The 16871-nt window shown below is 53.8% G+C and carries 17 protein-coding genes and 2 pseudogenes; 8 read left to right on the top strand and 11 right to left on the bottom strand.

Going from position 1 to position 16871, the window contains the following annotated elements; all coding sequences use genetic code 11:
* Positions 1 to 17: 17 nt before the first annotated feature.
* On the bottom strand, positions 18 to 266 hold the full coding sequence (locus QEN31_RS24385) for a type II toxin-antitoxin system YafQ family toxin (RefSeq protein ID WP_011191340.1): 249 nt from the start codon (positions 264 to 266) through the stop codon (positions 18 to 20).
* A 258-nt stretch (positions 267 to 524) separates the two neighbouring features.
* On the opposite strand from QEN31_RS24385, the gene QEN31_RS24380 reads away from it, so the two are divergent.
* Positions 525 to 1229 (top strand): IS6-like element IS26 family transposase, encoded by a 705-nt coding sequence (locus QEN31_RS24380; RefSeq protein WP_001067855.1) that lies wholly within the window; start codon positions 525 to 527, stop codon positions 1227 to 1229.
* A gap of 189 nt (positions 1230 to 1418) precedes the next feature.
* Here QEN31_RS24380 and aph(3')-Ia read toward each other — a convergent pair whose 3' ends face one another.
* Complete coding sequence (gene aph(3')-Ia / locus QEN31_RS24375; RefSeq protein ID WP_000018329.1) at positions 1419 to 2234, bottom strand: aminoglycoside O-phosphotransferase APH(3')-Ia; 816 nt, start codon at positions 2232 to 2234, stop codon at positions 1419 to 1421.
* A 150-nt stretch (positions 2235 to 2384) separates the two neighbouring features.
* Here aph(3')-Ia and QEN31_RS24370 point away from each other — a divergent pair, with 150 nt between their 5' ends.
* Entirely contained in the window at positions 2385 to 3089 is a 705-nt protein-coding gene (locus QEN31_RS24370; protein WP_001067858.1) for an IS6-like element IS26 family transposase, read from the top strand.
* A 319-nt stretch (positions 3090 to 3408) separates the two neighbouring features.
* Here the strand turns inward: QEN31_RS24370 and QEN31_RS24365 are convergent, their stop codons facing one another.
* The 4 genes from QEN31_RS24365 to dfrA12 all read right to left on the bottom strand — a co-directional run bounded on the left by QEN31_RS24365 (position 3409) and on the right by dfrA12 (position 5625).
* Positions 3409 to 3801 carry a pyridoxamine 5'-phosphate oxidase family protein gene (locus QEN31_RS24365; protein ID WP_124726123.1) on the bottom strand — a complete coding sequence of 131 codons (393 nt, stop codon included), beginning with the start codon at positions 3799 to 3801 and terminating at the stop codon, positions 3409 to 3411.
* Positions 3802 to 3928: 127 nt separating this feature from the next.
* On the bottom strand, positions 3929 to 4720 hold the full coding sequence (locus QEN31_RS24360) for an ANT(3'')-Ia family aminoglycoside nucleotidyltransferase AadA2 (RefSeq protein WP_001206356.1): 792 nt from the start codon (positions 4718 to 4720) through the stop codon (positions 3929 to 3931).
* A 5-nt stretch (positions 4721 to 4725) separates the two neighbouring features.
* Positions 4726 to 5016 carry a DUF1010 domain-containing protein gene (locus QEN31_RS24355; RefSeq protein ID WP_001336345.1) on the bottom strand — a complete coding sequence of 97 codons (291 nt, stop codon included), beginning with the start codon at positions 5014 to 5016 and terminating at the stop codon, positions 4726 to 4728.
* Positions 5017 to 5127: 111 nt separating this feature from the next.
* The gene (dfrA12, locus tag QEN31_RS24350; protein ID WP_001083725.1) at positions 5128 to 5625 is read right to left on the bottom strand and encodes a trimethoprim-resistant dihydrofolate reductase DfrA12; all 498 of its coding nucleotides are present in this window, start codon (positions 5623 to 5625) and stop codon (positions 5128 to 5130) included.
* A 144-nt stretch (positions 5626 to 5769) separates the two neighbouring features.
* Here dfrA12 and intI1 point away from each other — a divergent pair, with 144 nt between their 5' ends.
* The 3 genes from intI1 (at position 5770) to QEN31_RS24335 (ending at position 10621) form a co-directional block, all read left to right on the top strand.
* Positions 5770 to 6783 (top strand): class 1 integron integrase IntI1, encoded by a 1014-nt coding sequence (intI1, locus tag QEN31_RS24345; protein WP_000845054.1) that lies wholly within the window; start codon positions 5770 to 5772, stop codon positions 6781 to 6783.
* A gap of 305 nt (positions 6784 to 7088) precedes the next feature.
* Positions 7089 to 7646, top strand: a complete 558-nt coding sequence (locus tag QEN31_RS24340; protein ID WP_001162012.1) for a recombinase family protein — start codon at positions 7089 to 7091, stop codon at positions 7644 to 7646.
* A 2-nt stretch (positions 7647 to 7648) separates the two neighbouring features.
* The gene (locus tag QEN31_RS24335; RefSeq protein WP_327258415.1) at positions 7649 to 10621 is read left to right on the top strand and encodes a Tn3 family transposase; all 2973 of its coding nucleotides are present in this window, start codon (positions 7649 to 7651) and stop codon (positions 10619 to 10621) included.
* 30 nt (positions 10622 to 10651) lie between these two features.
* On the opposite strand, the pseudogene QEN31_RS24330 reads toward QEN31_RS24335, so the two are convergent.
* Together QEN31_RS24330 and tet(D) are read right to left on the bottom strand one after the other, a co-directional pair.
* Positions 10652 to 11212, bottom strand: a pseudogene (locus tag QEN31_RS24330) (alcohol dehydrogenase catalytic domain-containing protein); the annotation flags it as partial.
* Between the two features lie 94 nt (positions 11213 to 11306).
* Positions 11307 to 12491 (bottom strand): tetracycline efflux MFS transporter Tet(D), encoded by a 1185-nt coding sequence (gene tet(D), locus QEN31_RS24325; protein WP_001039466.1) that lies wholly within the window; start codon positions 12489 to 12491, stop codon positions 11307 to 11309.
* A 95-nt stretch (positions 12492 to 12586) separates the two neighbouring features.
* On the opposite strand from tet(D), the gene tetR(D) reads away from it, so the two are divergent.
* Both tetR(D) and QEN31_RS24315 read left to right on the top strand, forming a co-directional pair.
* Positions 12587 to 13195, top strand: a complete 609-nt coding sequence (gene tetR(D), locus QEN31_RS24320) for a tetracycline resistance transcriptional repressor TetR(D) (protein ID WP_023352616.1) — start codon at positions 12587 to 12589, stop codon at positions 13193 to 13195.
* Positions 13196 to 13241: 46 nt separating this feature from the next.
* A complete protein-coding gene (locus QEN31_RS24315) occupies positions 13242 to 13946 on the top strand; it encodes an IS6-like element IS26 family transposase (RefSeq protein ID WP_001067855.1) in 705 nt (234 codons plus the stop codon).
* 143 nt (positions 13947 to 14089) lie between these two features.
* Here the strand turns inward: QEN31_RS24315 and QEN31_RS24310 are convergent, their stop codons facing one another.
* Both QEN31_RS24310 and QEN31_RS24305 read right to left on the bottom strand, forming a co-directional pair.
* Entirely contained in the window at positions 14090 to 14731 is a 642-nt protein-coding gene (locus tag QEN31_RS24310) for a type A-2 chloramphenicol O-acetyltransferase CatII (RefSeq protein WP_001011939.1), read from the bottom strand.
* Positions 14732 to 14880: 149 nt separating this feature from the next.
* The gene (locus tag QEN31_RS24305) at positions 14881 to 15381 is read right to left on the bottom strand and encodes a hypothetical protein (RefSeq protein ID WP_001239317.1); all 501 of its coding nucleotides are present in this window, start codon (positions 15379 to 15381) and stop codon (positions 14881 to 14883) included.
* A gap of 79 nt (positions 15382 to 15460) precedes the next feature.
* Between QEN31_RS24305 and QEN31_RS24300 the strand changes: the two genes are divergently transcribed.
* Entirely contained in the window at positions 15461 to 16165 is a 705-nt protein-coding gene (locus tag QEN31_RS24300) for an IS6-like element IS26 family transposase (protein ID WP_001067855.1), read from the top strand.
* A 57-nt stretch (positions 16166 to 16222) separates the two neighbouring features.
* On the opposite strand, the pseudogene QEN31_RS24295 reads toward QEN31_RS24300, so the two are convergent.
* Positions 16223 to 16870: pseudogene (locus QEN31_RS24295) on the bottom strand (DUF3363 domain-containing protein); the annotation flags it as partial.
* Position 16871: the final 1 nt, after the last annotated feature.

Here is a 16871-nt window from a genome sequence, read left to right as displayed (position 1 = left end):
GGACAAGGCGACTGGCATCAGCCGAACAGCTCGCTATGGGAGCCAAGCCGCGCCAGTCGCAGGGTGTCGGCGTCGGACTTGCGGTAGATCAGCAGCAGGTCGGGCTTGATGTAGCATTCGCGGTAGCCCGCCCAATCGCCGGAAAGATCGTGGTCGCGGTATCGCACATCCAGGGGCTGATCGGTCGCCAGCGCGACCAGAACCGGCTTGAGGTCATCATTCGTGCAGCGGACTCCTGATACTGTTCGTTCAATAGACGACTGCACAACAGCCTTCAAACCGCGTTGTCTGGTGCAGTCGTCTTCTGAAAATGACAGTGGCCAGCAAATCCAATCATGTAAAGAAAACCATCGTTATTTTTACGCCTATTTTGGATTGCGCAATCCAAAATTGAAACACTAGATATGGTGGCCGCGATCAGCTGCCGGCGCACAAGATGTTGTGTTGGTGATGGCTGTTGCGGCACTGTTGCAAATAGTCGGTGGTGATAAACTTATCATCCCCTTTTGCTGATGGAGCTGCACATGAACCCATTCAAAGGCCGGCATTTTCAGCGTGACATCATTCTGTGGGCCGTACGCTGGTACTGCAAATACGGCATCAGTTACCGTGAGCTGCAGGAGATGCTGGCTGAACGCGGAGTGAATGTCGATCACTCCACGATTTACCGCTGGGTTCAGCGTTATGCGCCTGAAATGGAAAAACGGCTGCGCTGGTACTGGCGTAACCCTTCCGATCTTTGCCCGTGGCACATGGATGAAACCTACGTGAAGGTCAATGGCCGCTGGGCGTATCTGTACCGGGCCGTCGACAGCCGGGGCCGCACTGTCGATTTTTATCTCTCCTCCCGTCGTAACAGCAAAGCTGCATACCGGTTTCTGGGTAAAATCCTCAACAACGTGAAGAAGTGGCAGATCCCGCGATTCATCAACACGGATAAAGCGCCCGCCTATGGTCGCGCGCTTGCTCTGCTCAAACGCGAAGGCCGGTGCCCGTCTGACGTTGAACACCGACAGATTAAGTACCGGAACAACGTGATTGAATGCGATCATGGCAAACTGAAACGGATAATCGGCGCCACGCTGGGATTTAAATCCATGAAGACGGCTTACGCCACCATCAAAGGTATTGAGGTGATGCGTGCACTACGCAAAGGCCAGGCCTCAGCATTTTATTATGGTGATCCCCTGGGCGAAATGCGCCTGGTAAGCAGAGTTTTTGAAATGTAAGGCCTTTGAATAAGACAAAAGGCTGCCTCATCGCTAACTTTGCAACAGTGCCAATTTATGAGTAAAGGATTATGTCCACGATAAGCACCTGGGTCGATTCCTGGGAGGCGGCCATGAGGGTAGGGAAGCGCCGTCCCGTCAAGTCAGCGTAATGCTCTGCCAGTGTTACAACCAATTAACCAATTCTGATTAGAAAAACTCATCGAGCATCAAATGAAACTGCAATTTATTCATATCAGGATTATCAATACCATATTTTTGAAAAAGCCGTTTCTGTAATGAAGGAGAAAACTCACCGAGGCAGTTCCATAGGATGGCAAGATCCTGGTATCGGTCTGCGATTCCGACTCGTCCAACATCAATACAACCTATTAATTTCCCCTCGTCAAAAATAAGGTTATCAAGTGAGAAATCACCATGAGTGACGACTGAATCCGGTGAGAATGGCAAAAGCTTATGCATTTCTTTCCAGACTTGTTCAACAGGCCAGCCATTACGCTCGTCATCAAAATCACTCGCATCAACCAAACCGTTATTCATTCGTGATTGCGCCTGAGCGAGACGAAATACGCGATCGCTGTTAAAAGGACAATTACAAACAGGAATCGAATGCAACCGGCGCAGGAACACTGCCAGCGCATCAACAATATTTTCACCTGAATCAGGATATTCTTCTAATACCTGGAATGCTGTTTTCCCGGGGATCGCAGTGGTGAGTAACCATGCATCATCAGGAGTACGGATAAAATGCTTGATGGTCGGAAGAGGCATAAATTCCGTCAGCCAGTTTAGTCTGACCATCTCATCTGTAACATCATTGGCAACGCTACCTTTGCCATGTTTCAGAAACAACTCTGGCGCATCGGGCTTCCCATACAATCGATAGATTGTCGCACCTGATTGCCCGACATTATCGCGAGCCCATTTATACCCATATAAATCAGCATCCATGTTGGAATTTAATCGCGGCCTCGAGCAAGACGTTTCCCGTTGAATATGGCTCATAACACCCCTTGTATTACTGTTTATGTAAGCAGACAGTTTTATTGTTCATGATGATATATTTTTATCTTGTGCAATGTAACATCAGAGGGCACTGTTGCAAATAGTCGGTGGTGATAAACTTATCATCCCCTTTTGCTGATGGAGCTGCACATGAACCCATTCAAAGGCCGGCATTTTCAGCGTGACATCATTCTGTGGGCCGTACGCTGGTACTGCAAATACGGCATCAGTTACCGTGAGCTGCAGGAGATGCTGGCTGAACGCGGAGTGAATGTCGATCACTCCACGATTTACCGCTGGGTTCAGCGTTATGCGCCTGAAATGGAAAAACGGCTGCGCTGGTACTGGCGTAACCCTTCCGATCTTTGCCCGTGGCACATGGATGAAACCTACGTGAAGGTCAATGGCCGCTGGGCGTATCTGTACCGGGCCGTCGACAGCCGGGGCCGCACTGTCGATTTTTATCTCTCCTCCCGTCGTAACAGCAAAGCTGCATACCGGTTTCTGGGTAAAATCCTCAACAACGTGAAGAAGTGGCAGATCCCACGATTCATCAACACGGATAAAGCGCCCGCCTATGGTCGCGCGCTTGCTCTGCTCAAACGCGAAGGCCGGTGCCCGTCTGACGTTGAACACCGACAGATTAAGTACCGGAACAACGTGATTGAATGCGATCATGGCAAACTGAAACGGATAATCAACGCCACGCTGGGATTTAAATCCATGAAGACGGCTTACGCCACCATCAAAGGTATTGAGGTGATGCGTGCACTACGCAAAGGCCAGGCCTCAGCATTTTATTATGGTGATCCCCTGGGCGAAATGCGCCTGGTAAGCAGAGTTTTTGAAATGTAAGGCCTTTGAATAAGACAAAAGGCTGCCTCATCGCTAACTTTGCAACAGTGCCCGAGAGACCTCTCTTGTATCTTTTTTATTTTGAGTGGTTTTGTCCGTTACACTAGAAAACCGAAAGACAATAAAAATTTTATTCTTGCTGAGTCTGGCTTTCGGTAAGCTAGACAAAACGGACAAAATAAAAATCTAAATATGCTTGAACAACTTGTAACTTAAATTCATAACTGTATTTTGCCATAAAAAATGACCTCCCATAAGTTAGATTTTTGGTCTAACTTATGGGGGTCAGTTCATTCTACACTTGGGCTGCATGTTTTGATTAATTATCTAATATCTCCGGATCTCCTGTAAAGGAATATAAAACTGCCTGCATGTTTTTCAAATAAAATACGGTGAATTTCCCATCATCAGCGCTATACATATCTCTCAAAGGCGGATTTGCTTCAAGCATTGCTTCCCTTGCTTCCACGGTATCATCAATTACGGCTTCGCCGGTGAGCCGAATCCATTTTCCTTTTGCCATACCTGAGACTTCCACCTTTGAATTTACCAATAACTGCTGATAAACTTTTTTCTGATTGGTTGTACCAAGATAGACCTTGCCATTCCTCTCCATGGCTGCACCAAACGGTCTGACCCTTGGCTGGTCTCCTTCAACGGTTGCAAAATAATAAGTTTTTGCTTCATTTAAAAAATCAACAACTTGACTCATCCTTTTTTACCTCCATAAATAAATTTTTCTTTACTTTTCTTTGACCTAAATTCCACGTGCATTTTTTATTAGCTTAAAAGAACACTATTTCACGAAGAATTTAAACTGATACTCCCACATTGTAACATTATTTACCAACTGACTTGATGATCTCGCCTTTCACAAAGCGAATAAATTCTTCCAAGTGATCTGCGCGTGAGGCCAAGTGATCTTCTTTTTGTCCCAGATAAGCTTGCTTAGCTTCAAGTAAGACGGGCTGATACTGGGCAGGTAGGCGTTTTATTGCCCAGTCGGCAGCGACATCCTTCGGCGCGATTTTGCCGGTTATTGCGCTGTACCAAATGCGGGACAACGTAAGCACTACATTTCGCTCATCGCCGGCCCAGTCGGGCTGCGAGTTCCATAGCTTCAAGGTTTCCCTCAGCGCCTCGAATAGATCCTGTTCAGGAACCGGGTCAAAGAATTCCTCCGCTGCCGGACCTACCAAGGCAACGCTATGTTCTCTTGCTTTTGTAAGCAGGATAGCTAGATCAATGTCGATCATGGCTGGCTCGAAGATACCCGCAAGAATGTCATTGCGCTGCCATTCTCCAAATTGCAGCTCGCGCTTAGCCGGATAACGCCACGGGATGATGTCGTCATGCACGACAAGGGTGACTTCTATAGCGCGGAGCGTCTCGCTCTCGCCAGGGAAAGCCGAAGCCTCCATAAGGTCATTGAGCAATGCTCGCCGCGTCGTTTCATCAAGCTTTACGGCCACAGTAACCAACAAATCAATATCGCTGTATGGCTTCAGGCCGCCATCCACTGCGGAGCCGTACAAATGCACGGCCAGCAACGTTGATTCCAGATGGCGCTCAATGACGCTTAGCACCTCTGATAGTTGGTTCGAAATTTCGATGGTCACCGCTTCCCTCATGATGTCTAACGGGCGAGGTAAGCCGACCGCAGAATGCGGGTCGGCTTGACCGAAATGTTAGAACCAGAAGCCAAAACGGATAACTTGAATTTGGCGACGGGCGCTAACCGTGAAAAAACGCTGCGCCACCGAGGCGGCACAGCACTGCAAAAACGATAGCTGCTTGCGCTTGCTACGCAAGGGCTAGAGGCCAAAAAGACTGAAAACCTGCGCAGCCCATGCAGGCGAAGCCCGGAAAAAAGGCAAAACAGGCACTGAATAACGCCTGAAAAGCTAAATGCCGTTTGAATAAACATGAGCTAAATAAAGCTGGGTTTCAGTGGTGCTAACGTTGGACGTAACGAGAGCCGGAGCGCAGCGGAGGGAACCAAAATGCGCAGCATTTTGGCGTCCCGTTGACGGAATGGTTAGCCGTTTCGACGCGCATAAACGGAGTGGGTGTACGGAATTACAGCTTGAATGGTTTCGGTTGAGACAAGCTCGAATTCTGTTTCGTTGAGCATTGGGAAGAAGGCGTCACCCTCGAAGGTTTGATGTACCTCAGATAGAAACACGCCGTGGGCGTGAGGTAGTGCCAGAGTGTATATCTCAGCTCCGCCCGCGACGTAGAGTTCATTGCCGAGTTCGGATGCCAAAGCGATAGCGTGCGACAGCGTTGAAACAACTACGCAGCCAGTGGCGCGGTAGTTAGCTTGGCGTGAGATTACCAATGTGTGACGGTTCGGTAGAGGCTTGCCGATAGACTCAAAGGTCTTTCGCCCCATGACAACGACTTTTCCCTCAGTGAGTCTGCGAAAAATCTTCTGCTCACCCGGAATTTTCCAGGGGATATTAGGACCATTGCCAATAACCCGATTGGCTCCCATCGCAGCAACGAGATAAATGCGTACTGATTCCGAGTTCATATGGCTAACTTTGTTTTAGGGCGACTGCCCTGCTGCGTAACATCGTTGCTGCTCCATAACATCAAACATCGACCCACGGCGTAACGCGCTTGCTGCTTGGATGCCCGAGGCATAGACTGTACAAAAAAACAGTCATAACAAGCCATGAAAACCGCCACTGCGCCGTTACCACCGCTGCGTTCGGTCAAGGTTCTGGACCAGTTGCGTGAGCGCATACGCTACTTGCATTACAGTTTACGAACCGAACAGGCTTATGTCAACTGGGTTCGTGCCTTCATCCGTTTCCACGGTGTGCGTCACCCGGCAACCTTGGGCAGCAGCGAAGTCGAGGCATTTCTGTCCTGGCTGGCGAACGAGCGCAAGGTTTCGGTCTCCACGCATCGTCAGGCATTGGCGGCCTTGCTGTTCTTCTACGGCAAGGTGCTGTGCACGGATCTGCCCTGGCTTCAGGAGATCGGAAGACCTCGGCCGTCGCGGCGCTTGCCGGTGGTGCTGACCCCGGATGAAGTGGTTCGCATCCTCGGTTTTCTGGAAGGCGAGCATCGTTTGTTCGCCCAGCTTCTGTATGGAACGGGCATGCGGATCAGTGAGGGTTTGCAACTGCGGGTCAAGGATCTGGATTTCGATCACGGCACGATCATCGTGCGGGAGGGCAAGGGCTCCAAGGATCGGGCCTTGATGTTACCCGAGAGCTTGGCACCCAGCCTGCGCGAGCAGCTGTCGCGTGCACGGGCATGGTGGCTGAAGGACCAGGCCGAGGGCCGCAGCGGCGTTGCGCTTCCCGACGCCCTTGAGCGGAAGTATCCGCGCGCCGGGCATTCCTGGCCGTGGTTCTGGGTTTTTGCGCAGCACACGCATTCGACCGATCCACGGAGCGGTGTCGTGCGTCGCCATCACATGTATGACCAGACCTTTCAGCGCGCCTTCAAACGTGCCGTAGAACAAGCAGGCATCACGAAGCCCGCCACACCGCACACCCTCCGCCACTCGTTCGCGACGGCCTTGCTCCGCAGCGGTTACGACATTCGAACCGTGCAGGATCTGCTCGGCCATTCCGACGTCTCTACGACGATGATTTACACGCATGTGCTGAAAGTTGGCGGTGCCGGAGTGCGCTCACCGCTTGATGCGCTGCCGCCCCTCACTAGTGAGAGGTAGGGCAGCGCAAGTCAATCCTGGCGGATTCACTACCCCTGCGCGAAGGCCATCGGTGCCGCATCGAACGGCCGGTTGCGGAAAGTCCTCCCTGCGTCCGCTGATGGCCGGCAGCAGCCCGTCGTTGCCTGATGGATCCAACCCCTCCGCTGCTATAGTGCAGTCGGCTTCTGACGTTCAGTGCAGCCGTCTTCTGAAAACGACACCATGTGCAAACGATGTCAGAATAGAGTTAAATTTCCTATTGATTGACATATTCCGTCAAAGGTAATAGATTTCATCCTGACACTTTTGCCTTTGGAGGCATCTTGCAAGGTCAACGCATCGGCTATGTCCGCGTCAGCAGCTTCGACCAGAACCCGGAACGGCAATTGGAGGGTGTTCAGGTGGCGCGGGTGTTCACCGACAAGGCTTCTGGCAAGGACACCCAGCGTCCCGAGCTGGAAAGGCTGCTGGCCTTCGTCCGCGAGGGCGACACCGTGGTGGTGCATAGCATGGACAGGCTGGCACGCAACCTTGATGACCTGCGCCGCATCGTCCAAGGGCTGACACAACGGGGCGTGCGCATGGAGTTCGTCAAAGAAGGGCTGAAGTTCACCGGCGAGGACTCACCGATGGCCAATCTGATGCTGTCGGTCATGGGAGCCTTCGCTGAGTTCGAGCGCGCCCTGATCCGCGAACGTCAGCGCGAGGGAATCGTGCTGGCCAAGCAGCGCGGTGCCTACCGGGGACGAAAGAAATCGCTGAACAGCGAACAAATTGCCGAGTTGAAACGGCGAGTTGCGGCAGGCGACCAAAAAACCTTGGTGGCCCGTGACTTCGGCATCAGCCGCGAAACCTTGTACCAGTACCTGCGGGAAGACTGACCATGCCACGCCGCTCAATCCTGTCCGCCACCGAGCGCGAAAGCCTGCTGGCACTGCCAGATGCCAAAGACGAACTGATACGGCACTACACGTTCAACGAAACCGACCTGTCGGTGATCCGTCAGCGTCGCGGCGCCGCGAATCGATTGGGCTTCGCTGTGCAGCTTTGCTACTTGCGATTCCCTGGCACCTTTTTGGGCGTCGATGAGCCTCCGTTTCCGCCCCTGTTGCGCATGGTGGCCGCGCAACTCAAGATGCCAGTGGAAAGTTGGAGCGAGTACGGCCAGCGCGAACAGACACGGCGGGAGCACTTGGTCGAGCTGCAAACGGTTTTTGGGTTCAAGCCCTTCACCATGAGCCACTATCGGCAAGCCGTGCATACATTGACCGAGCTGGCCTTGCAGACCGACAAAGGCATCGTGCTGGCGAGCGCACTTGTCGAGAATCTGCGGCGGCAGAGCATTATCCTGCCCGCCATGAATGCCATCGAGCGCGCAAGCGCCGAGGCCATCACCCGTGCCAACCGACGCATTTACGCGGCGCTGACCGATTCTTTGTTATCACCCCACCGTCAGCGCCTGGACGAACTTCTCAAGCGCAAGGACGGCAGTAAAGTGACGTGGCTGGCATGGCTGCGCCAGTCGCCTGCCAAACCGAACTCTCGCCACATGCTCGAACATATTGAGCGCCTGAAATCCTGGCAAGCACTTGATCTGCCCGCAGGCATCGAGCGGCAGGTTCACCAGAACCGCCTGCTCAAAATCGCTCGTGAAGGTGGCCAGATGACGCCTGCTGATCTGGCAAAGTTCGAGGTGCAACGACGCTATGCCACGCTGGTAGCGCTGGCCATCGAAGGCATGGCCACCGTCACCGATGAAATCATCGACCTTCACGATCGCATCATCGGCAAGCTGTTCAACGCGGCCAAGAACAAGCATCAGCAGCAGTTCCAGGCTTCCGGCAAGGCGATCAACGACAAGGTGCGGATGTATGGGCGCATCGGTCAAGCGTTGATTGAGGCCAAGCAAAGCGGCAGCGATCCGTTCGCCGCCATCGAGGCCGATATGCCCTGGGACACCTTCGCCGCCAGCGTCACCGAAGCGCAAACATTGGCGCGGCCTGCCGACTTTGATTTCCTGCACCACATCGGTGAAAGCTATGCCACGCTACGCCGCTACGCGCCGCAGTTCCTGGGCGTGCTCAAATTGCGGGCTGCGCCCGCCGCCAAGGGTGTGCTCGATGCCATCGACATGCTGCGCGGCATGAACAGCGACAGCGCGCGCAAGGTGCCCGCCGATGCGCCAACCGCATTCATCAAGCCGCGCTGGGCAAAGCTGGTTCTGACCGACGACGGCATCGACCGGCGTTACTACGAGTTATGCGCCCTGTCGGAGCTGAAGAACGCGCTGCGCTCCGGTGATGTCTGGGTGCAGGGTTCTCGCCAGTTCAAGGACTTCGACGAATACCTGGTGCCGGTCGAGAAGTTCGCCACTTTGAAGCTGGCCAGCGAATTGCCGCTGGCAGTGGCCACCGACTGCGACCAATACCTGCATGACCGGTTGGAATTGTTGGAGGCGCAACTCGCCACAGTCAACCGCATGGCTGCGGCCAACGACTTACCGGATGCCATCATCACCACCGCGTCAGGCCTGAAGATCACGCCGCTGGACGCGGCAGTACCAGACGCCGCGCAAGCCATGATCGACCAGACAGCTATGCTGCTGCCGCACCTCAAAATCACCGAGTTGCTGATGGAGGTCGATGAATGGACGGGCTTCACCCGCCACTTCACACACCTGAAGACCAGCGACACGGCCAAGGACAAAACCTTGCTGTTGACGACGATCCTGGCCGACGCGATCAACCTGGGTCTGACCAAAATGGCCGAGTCCTGCCCTGGCACCACCTACGCCAAGCTGTCTTGGCTGCAAGCCTGGCACATCCGCGATGAAACCTATTCGACGGCGCTGGCCGAGCTGGTGAATGCGCAGTTTCGGCAACCCTTCGCCGGCAACTGGGGTGACGGCACCACGTCATCGTCGGACGGCCAGAACTTCAGAACCGGCAGCAAAGCAGAAAGCACTGGTCATATCAACCCGAAGTATGGAAGCAGTCCAGGACGGACTTTCTACACCCATATCTCCGACCAGTACGCGCCCTTCAGTGCCAAGGTGGTCAACGTGGGCATTCGTGATTCAACTTACGTGCTTGATGGCCTGCTGTACCACGAGTCGGACTTGCGCATCGAGGAACACTACACCGACACGGCAGGCTTCACCGATCACGTGTTTGGCTTGATGCATTTGCTGGGATTTCGCTTCGCGCCGCGTATCCGTGACTTGGGCGAAACCAAGCTATTCATCCCCAAGGGCGATGCCGCCTATGACGCGCTCAAGCCGATGATTAGCAGCGACAGGCTGAACATCAAGCAAATACGCGCCCATTGGGATGAAATTCTGCGGCTGGCCACCTCCATCAAGCAAGGCACGGTAACGGCTTCGCTGATGCTGCGCAAACTCGGCAGCTACCCGCGCCAGAACGGCTTGGCCGTGGCGTTGCGCGAGCTGGGGCGCATCGAGCGCACGCTGTTCATTTTGGATTGGCTGCAAAGCGTGGAGCTGCGCCGCCGCGTCCATGCGGGGCTGAATAAGGGCGAGGCGCGCAACGCGCTGGCCAGGGCGGTCTTCTTCTACCGATTGGGTGAAATCCGCGACCGCAGTTTTGAGCAGCAGCGCTACCGGGCCAGCGGCCTCAATCTGGTGACGGCGGCCATCGTGTTGTGGAACACGGTATATCTGGAGCGTGCCACCAGTGCTTTGCGTGGCAACGGCACGGCGCTGGACGACACATTGTTGCAATATCTGTCGCCGCTGGGGTGGGAGCACATCAACCTGACCGGCGATTACCTATGGCGCAGCAGCGCCAAGGTCGGTGCGGGGAAGTTTAGGCCATTGCGACCGCTGCCACCGGCTTAGCGTGCTTTATTTTCCGTTTTCTGAGACGACCCCTTCCTGTACCTTCGCGGTATTGTGTACCGCGCCGATCCCGGTGGTCACGCCGCAGCCGAGCAGGCAAACCTGCTCCGCATTGGCCTGCGGATTGATTTTCGCCAGTGATACTTCCGCCACAACGGTATATTCGCTGAATGTCGAGCAGCCCATATAGTGATAGAGCGGCTGACCGTTATACGAAAAACGGCTGGTGCCGTCCGGCATCACGCCTTTGCCCTGGGTTTCGCGGACGGCAACACAGAGGTTGGTTTTACCGGAGGTACAGAAATCACACTCGCCGCACTCGGCGGTGTACAGCGGGATCACATGGTCGCCCGGTTTCACACTGGTCACGCCCTCACCGACCTCAACCACCACCCCGGCACCTTCATGGCCGAGCACCACCGGGAACAGACCTTCCGGATCATCACCGGAAAGCGTGTAGGCATCGGTATGGCATACCCCGGTGTGACTGATTTTCACCAGCACTTCACCTTTCTTCGGCGGTGCCACATCAATTTCAACAATTTCAAGGGGTAAACCCGGCCCGAAGGCGACTGCTGCGCGTGATTTCATAACGGTTCCTCTGTGTCTGAGGCTTATCATGGCAGGCGATAAGCACGAATGCCGTCCACCATACCGCACAACAGCGCTGCCTGTATAGCGCCGGTCAGCAGGTGGCCGCCACCGGTGCCGGTTTTCTGATCAGCAGACAGATTGCCAGCAGCAGACCGTACAGTGCCGTGCCAATCAGCCACACCGTACCGTCCGCACTCTGCTGTGTCTGACTGAAAATAAAAGCAAACAGCAGCGGGCCCGCCACGCCGGTCAGATTGGTCAGGCTGACCAGCACACCCTGTAGTTTTCCCTGATTTGCCGCCGATGCCCCGGCAGAGATAATGCCCTGCAATGCAGGCAGTGCAATTCCGCCGCCTGCCAGCAGGATCAGGACCGGATACACCATCCATCCGGAAGTGATAGCAGACATCAGTAAAAACGCGGTGGCATCGGCAATAAATCCGGCGAAAATAATGGTTTTCTCACTCAGCCGTTTTGCCAGCGCCCCGGCAACCACCGCCTGAAACAGTGCATGCATCGCCCCGAGTCCCGCCAGTGAAAAACCGACCGCCGCGCTGTCCCAGGCAAAGCGGCTCTCCGTAAACAATACCCAGACAGTGGCCGGGATCTGCCCGATAAGCTGCGCGGTAAAAAAGACAAACAGCAACAGCGCCAGAGGTTTAAGCAGTGTGATAAAGCTGATACCTGCGCTTTCTTGTTTCTGCTCCGCCGGTTTTTCTTCTGTCTGTACCGCCGGTTTAAAGATAAAAAAGACCATCAGAAAGGTGCAGGCATTCAGTATTGCCGCAATGACAAACGGCAGATGCGGTGAGATATCCCCCGCCAGTCCGCCGATAGCCGGCCCGGCAATCAGCCCGGCACCAAAGGCCGCACCGAGACGGCCGAACCAGGCGGTACGCTCGCTGACCGCCGTGCTGTCCGCCACTACCGAAGCCGCAACCGCGCCGGTGGCACCAGTGATCCCGGAGATAATCCGCCCGAGATACAACATCCACAGCACATTGGACAGTGCCAGCAGTGTGTAATCAAACGCGGCACCCGCCAGGGATAACAGCAGCACCGGTCTGCGCCCCAGCTTATCTGACCATCTGCCCAGCAGCGGAGCAAAACAGACCTGCATCACCGCATACAGCGCCAGCAGAATGCCGTAATGGTTTGCCACATCCGCTTCCGGGAGATATTCCCGCAGCAGTGACGGTAATACCGGCATGATCAGACCAATTCCCATCGCGTCCAGCAGTGTAATCACCAGCGCGATGACAGCGGGTTTATTCATTTTTCAGATCCTGTGTTAATTCCCTATCATTGATAGAGTTGGAATATATCCCTATCAATGATAGAGTGTCAATCTGAAAATCGGAGGAGACGGTCATGGCACGGCTGAACAGAGAATCGGTTATTGATGCGGCACTGGAACTGCTGAATGAGACAGGGATTGACGGGCTGACGACCCGCAAGCTGGCGCAGAAGCTGGGAATAGAACAGCCGACACTTTACTGGCATGTGAAAAATAAACGGGCGTTACTGGATGCGCTGGCGGTGGAGATCCTGGCGCGTCATCATGATTATTCACTGCCTGCGGCGGGGGAATCCTGGCAGTCATTTCTGCGCAATAATGCAATGAGTTTCCGCCGGGCGCTGCTGCGTTACCGTGACGGGGCAAAAGTGCACCTCGGCACCCGCCCTGATGAAAAACAGTATGATACGGTGGAAACCCAGTTACGCTTTATGACAGAAAACGGCTTTTCACTGCGCGACGGGTTATATGCGATTTCAGCGGTCAGTCATTTTACCCTTGGTGCCGTACTGGAGCAGCAGGAGCATACTGCCGCCCTGACCGACCGCCCTGCAGCACCGGACGAAAACCTGCCGCCGCTATTGCGGGAAGCGCTGCAGATTATGGACAGTGATGATGGTGAGCAGGCCTTTCTGCATGGCCTGGAGAGCCTGATCCGGGGGTTTGGGCACTGTTGCAAATAGTCGGTGGTGATAAACTTATCATCCCCTTTTGCTGATGGAGCTGCACATGAACCCATTCAAAGGCCGGCATTTTCAGCGTGACATCATTCTGTGGGCCGTACGCTGGTACTGCAAATACGGCATCAGTTACCGTGAGCTGCAGGAGATGCTGGCTGAACGCGGAGTGAATGTCGATCACTCCACGATTTACCGCTGGGTTCAGCGTTATGCGCCTGAAATGGAAAAACGGCTGCGCTGGTACTGGCGTAACCCTTCCGATCTTTGCCCGTGGCACATGGATGAAACCTACGTGAAGGTCAATGGCCGCTGGGCGTATCTGTACCGGGCCGTCGACAGCCGGGGCCGCACTGTCGATTTTTATCTCTCCTCCCGTCGTAACAGCAAAGCTGCATACCGGTTTCTGGGTAAAATCCTCAACAACGTGAAGAAGTGGCAGATCCCGCGATTCATCAACACGGATAAAGCGCCCGCCTATGGTCGCGCGCTTGCTCTGCTCAAACGCGAAGGCCGGTGCCCGTCTGACGTTGAACACCGACAGATTAAGTACCGGAACAACGTGATTGAATGCGATCATGGCAAACTGAAACGGATAATCGGCGCCACGCTGGGATTTAAATCCATGAAGACGGCTTACGCCACCATCAAAGGTATTGAGGTGATGCGTGCACTACGCAAAGGCCAGGCCTCAGCATTTTATTATGGTGATCCCCTGGGCGAAATGCGCCTGGTAAGCAGAGTTTTTGAAATGTAAGGCCTTTGAATAAGACAAAAGGCTGCCTCATCGCTAACTTTGCAACAGTGCCTTCTGAAACGAAATTACAGATTACGGTTAAAATATAAAAAAAAGCCACCAATCCTGCCGGATACGGTGGCTTAAATACAGAATTAATTAATTTATTTCAGTATGTTATCACACATCAGCTGAAGTGTATTGATAAACCTTGCTGCATGAAAACCATCACAGACTGCATGATGAACCTGTACAGAAACAGGTAATAGTACGCGGTCACCTTCCTGCTGAAACTTTGCCATTGTAAAAACCGGGGAAAAATAATCATCATTTCCGGTGATATTCAGATTAAATCCGTCAAAACTCACCCAGGGTAACGATGATATATTCAGGTGATTCTCCGGTAAATTTCCCTGCGGAAACAACCTGGTATCATGCTGATATTCTGCTGTTACCGCGTTATAACCCGCCATAAACTCACTGAGATCCGGAAAATAACGGCAGGACAGTGCGGAGAATGTTTCGGTTTCTTTATGAAAGACAGTAAAGACCGGGTCTGACTGTTCCCAGTAAATCAGTTCATTATCTTTCATTGCCATCCGGAACTCCGGAAACTGATTAACAGCCCGGGAGATCAGGTAAATCATCAGCGGATAAAACTTATAACCGGTTTTCGCCAGTGCAGTACGCAAAGCGGTAATATCGAGTTTGGTGGTCAGGCTGAATCCGCATTTAATCTGCTGACGATAAAGGGCAAAATGTTCCCTGCGATTCCAGGTATTCAGGTCAATCCGGGTAAAATTCATGGTTATTCCTTCTGATTAATAGTGAAAAATATTAATAATCAGAAGGCAGTCTGGTTGTCTCAATGGGTAACATTCCGTCCTCCGTAAGCTGTCTGGTATTCAGTAATAATACCCGATACGGGCTTAATCTGTATTAAGCCCGGTTTTATTTATTCCGGCCACTCATCCGCAAATACATAGCGGATCAGTTCTGCGGATTCACGGGGCGGTGCTCTCAGCACATCCGCCATTAAATCAATTTCCATCTGACAGGTTTGCAGCTTGTCTTCCGCCAGCACATACGGATCATCCGTCAGGAAACTATCGCCGTATTTATCCACCGACCCCTGTATTTGTGCCGAAAATAATGACTGAATTTCATCAGCGGAATAATGCGCAACCGGAGCCCCTTCACCGGCTGAATTCACCAGATCCAGCAACGCTCTGTTACCGATAATAAAGTCACGGTACCCGGCGGAAGCCTTTTTCATATCCGGCGGGCCAGACACTTCCGGATGCAGCACACGAAAGCAGAAGTCACCGGAGGTATCCTGCGCCAGTGCTTTCTGCAAAAATTCCAGCCGCATTTTCCCGTAATTAATCACCGCGTCATCCCCCGCGAGATAAAGCAGTTTTTTAATATTTTCGGTGGCCCACTGTTGCAGGCGCATATAGTACTCTAAACAGGGCACTGTTGCAAATAGTCGGTGGTGATAAACTTATCATCCCCTTTTGCTGATGGAGCTGCACATGAACCCATTCAAAGGCCGGCATTTTCAGCGTGACATCATTCTGTGGGCCGTACGCTGGTACTGCAAATACGGCATCAGTTACCGTGAGCTGCAGGAGATGCTGGCTGAACGCGGAGTGAATGTCGATCACTCCACGATTTACCGCTGGGTTCAGCGTTATGCGCCTGAAATGGAAAAACGGCTGCGCTGGTACTGGCGTAACCCTTCCGATCTTTGCCCGTGGCACATGGATGAAACCTACGTGAAGGTCAATGGCCGCTGGGCGTATCTGTACCGGGCCGTCGACAGCCGGGGCCGCACTGTCGATTTTTATCTCTCCTCCCGTCGTAACAGCAAAGCTGCATACCGGTTTCTGGGTAAAATCCTCAACAACGTGAAGAAGTGGCAGATCCCGCGATTCATCAACACGGATAAAGCGCCCGCCTATGGTCGCGCGCTTGCTCTGCTCAAACGCGAAGGCCGGTGCCCGTCTGACGTTGAACACCGACAGATTAAGTACCGGAACAACGTGATTGAATGCGATCATGGCAAACTGAAACGGATAATCGGCGCCACGCTGGGATTTAAATCCATGAAGACGGCTTACGCCACCATCAAAGGTATTGAGGTGATGCGTGCACTACGCAAAGGCCAGGCCTCAGCATTTTATTATGGTGATCCCCTGGGCGAAATGCGCCTGGTAAGCAGAGTTTTTGAAATGTAAGGCCTTTGAATAAGACAAAAGGCTGCCTCATCGCTAACTTTGCAACAGTGCCCTCAAAGCCATATCCGATCCGACGCCGGCTACCTCGCGCTCCCGCAGGATGGCGAGAAGGTTGCGCCGGTAGAAGACGCGGCTGTCCCGGCTGCGGGTGGCGTCGCCCTGTTCGATATGGTGCTCGCGGCGCTGGTCCATGGCTTCGCGGACTTGTTGCCCGAAGCCGGTTGGCGCAAGGTCGGCCGTCTCGCCGTGGATCAGCCGCCGGTCCAGCCAGGTCGCGCCGTCCGATCCGATCTGTTTGTTCAGATCGACCGGGGAAAGGACGCGAACGCTGGCCTGACTGTCTCGGCCGGCGTCATGGGCGGCGGCACGGCTGACCAGATCATCGGGGATGCGCCATTGGTCGGCGTCGATCCGCTCGACGATACCGGCCCGGCGTAGCGCCTCCAGCCGGCGCACATGGGCATCGACATAGCCCTCATAGTCGCCGCCTGGAACGCGGCACGTATAGGAAGAATAAACGCCCTTTTCACCCAAGTCCAACAGCTTTGGACCGCAGTTGACTCTTTCGACACCCCTGCGATGCAACCCAATCCGGCTGACGGGGAGCCAGCAACGCTGAAAATTTACCCTCCTCTTTCCCACTAGCGGCTCCTTTTCCGACAACCAGCACGGCGGATCCCTGCCGCGGCGCTGTGAACGCAGCATT

Origin of the sequence: Salmonella sp. SA15303 (genome assembly GCF_029962125.1) — a bacterium.
Taxonomy (GTDB): Bacteria; Pseudomonadota; Gammaproteobacteria; order Enterobacterales; family Enterobacteriaceae; genus Salmonella; species Salmonella enterica.
Note: the sequence above shows the minus strand (reverse complement) of the source record. Positions and strands in the feature narration are given on the sequence as shown.

What these genes read in the sequence shown, in the direction of transcription:
- QEN31_RS24305 (WP_001239317.1), bottom strand. Translation starts at nt 15,381, where the DNA reads ATGCGCCTGCAACAGTGGGCCACCGAAAATATTAAAAAACTGCTTTAT.
- QEN31_RS24300 (WP_001067855.1), top strand. Translation starts at nt 15,461, where the DNA reads ATGAACCCATTCAAAGGCCGGCATTTTCAGCGTGACATCATTCTGTGG.
- QEN31_RS24370 (WP_001067858.1), top strand. Translation starts at nt 2,385, where the DNA reads ATGAACCCATTCAAAGGCCGGCATTTTCAGCGTGACATCATTCTGTGG.
- QEN31_RS24335 (WP_327258415.1), top strand. Translation starts at nt 7,649, where the DNA reads ATGCCACGCCGCTCAATCCTGTCCGCCACCGAGCGCGAAAGCCTGCTG.
- QEN31_RS24360 (WP_001206356.1), bottom strand. Translation starts at nt 4,720, where the DNA reads ATGAGGGAAGCGGTGACCATCGAAATTTCGAACCAACTATCAGAGGTG.
- QEN31_RS24315 (WP_001067855.1), top strand. Translation starts at nt 13,242, where the DNA reads ATGAACCCATTCAAAGGCCGGCATTTTCAGCGTGACATCATTCTGTGG.
- QEN31_RS24310 (WP_001011939.1), bottom strand. Translation starts at nt 14,731, where the DNA reads ATGAATTTTACCCGGATTGACCTGAATACCTGGAATCGCAGGGAACAT.
- dfrA12 (WP_001083725.1), bottom strand. Translation starts at nt 5,625, where the DNA reads ATGAACTCGGAATCAGTACGCATTTATCTCGTTGCTGCGATGGGAGCC.
- QEN31_RS24380 (WP_001067855.1), top strand. Translation starts at nt 525, where the DNA reads ATGAACCCATTCAAAGGCCGGCATTTTCAGCGTGACATCATTCTGTGG.
- QEN31_RS24355 (WP_001336345.1), bottom strand. Translation starts at nt 5,016, where the DNA reads ATGTTTATTCAAACGGCATTTAGCTTTTCAGGCGTTATTCAGTGCCTG.
- intI1 (WP_000845054.1), top strand. Translation starts at nt 5,770, where the DNA reads ATGAAAACCGCCACTGCGCCGTTACCACCGCTGCGTTCGGTCAAGGTT.
- QEN31_RS24365 (WP_124726123.1), bottom strand. Translation starts at nt 3,801, where the DNA reads ATGAGTCAAGTTGTTGATTTTTTAAATGAAGCAAAAACTTATTATTTT.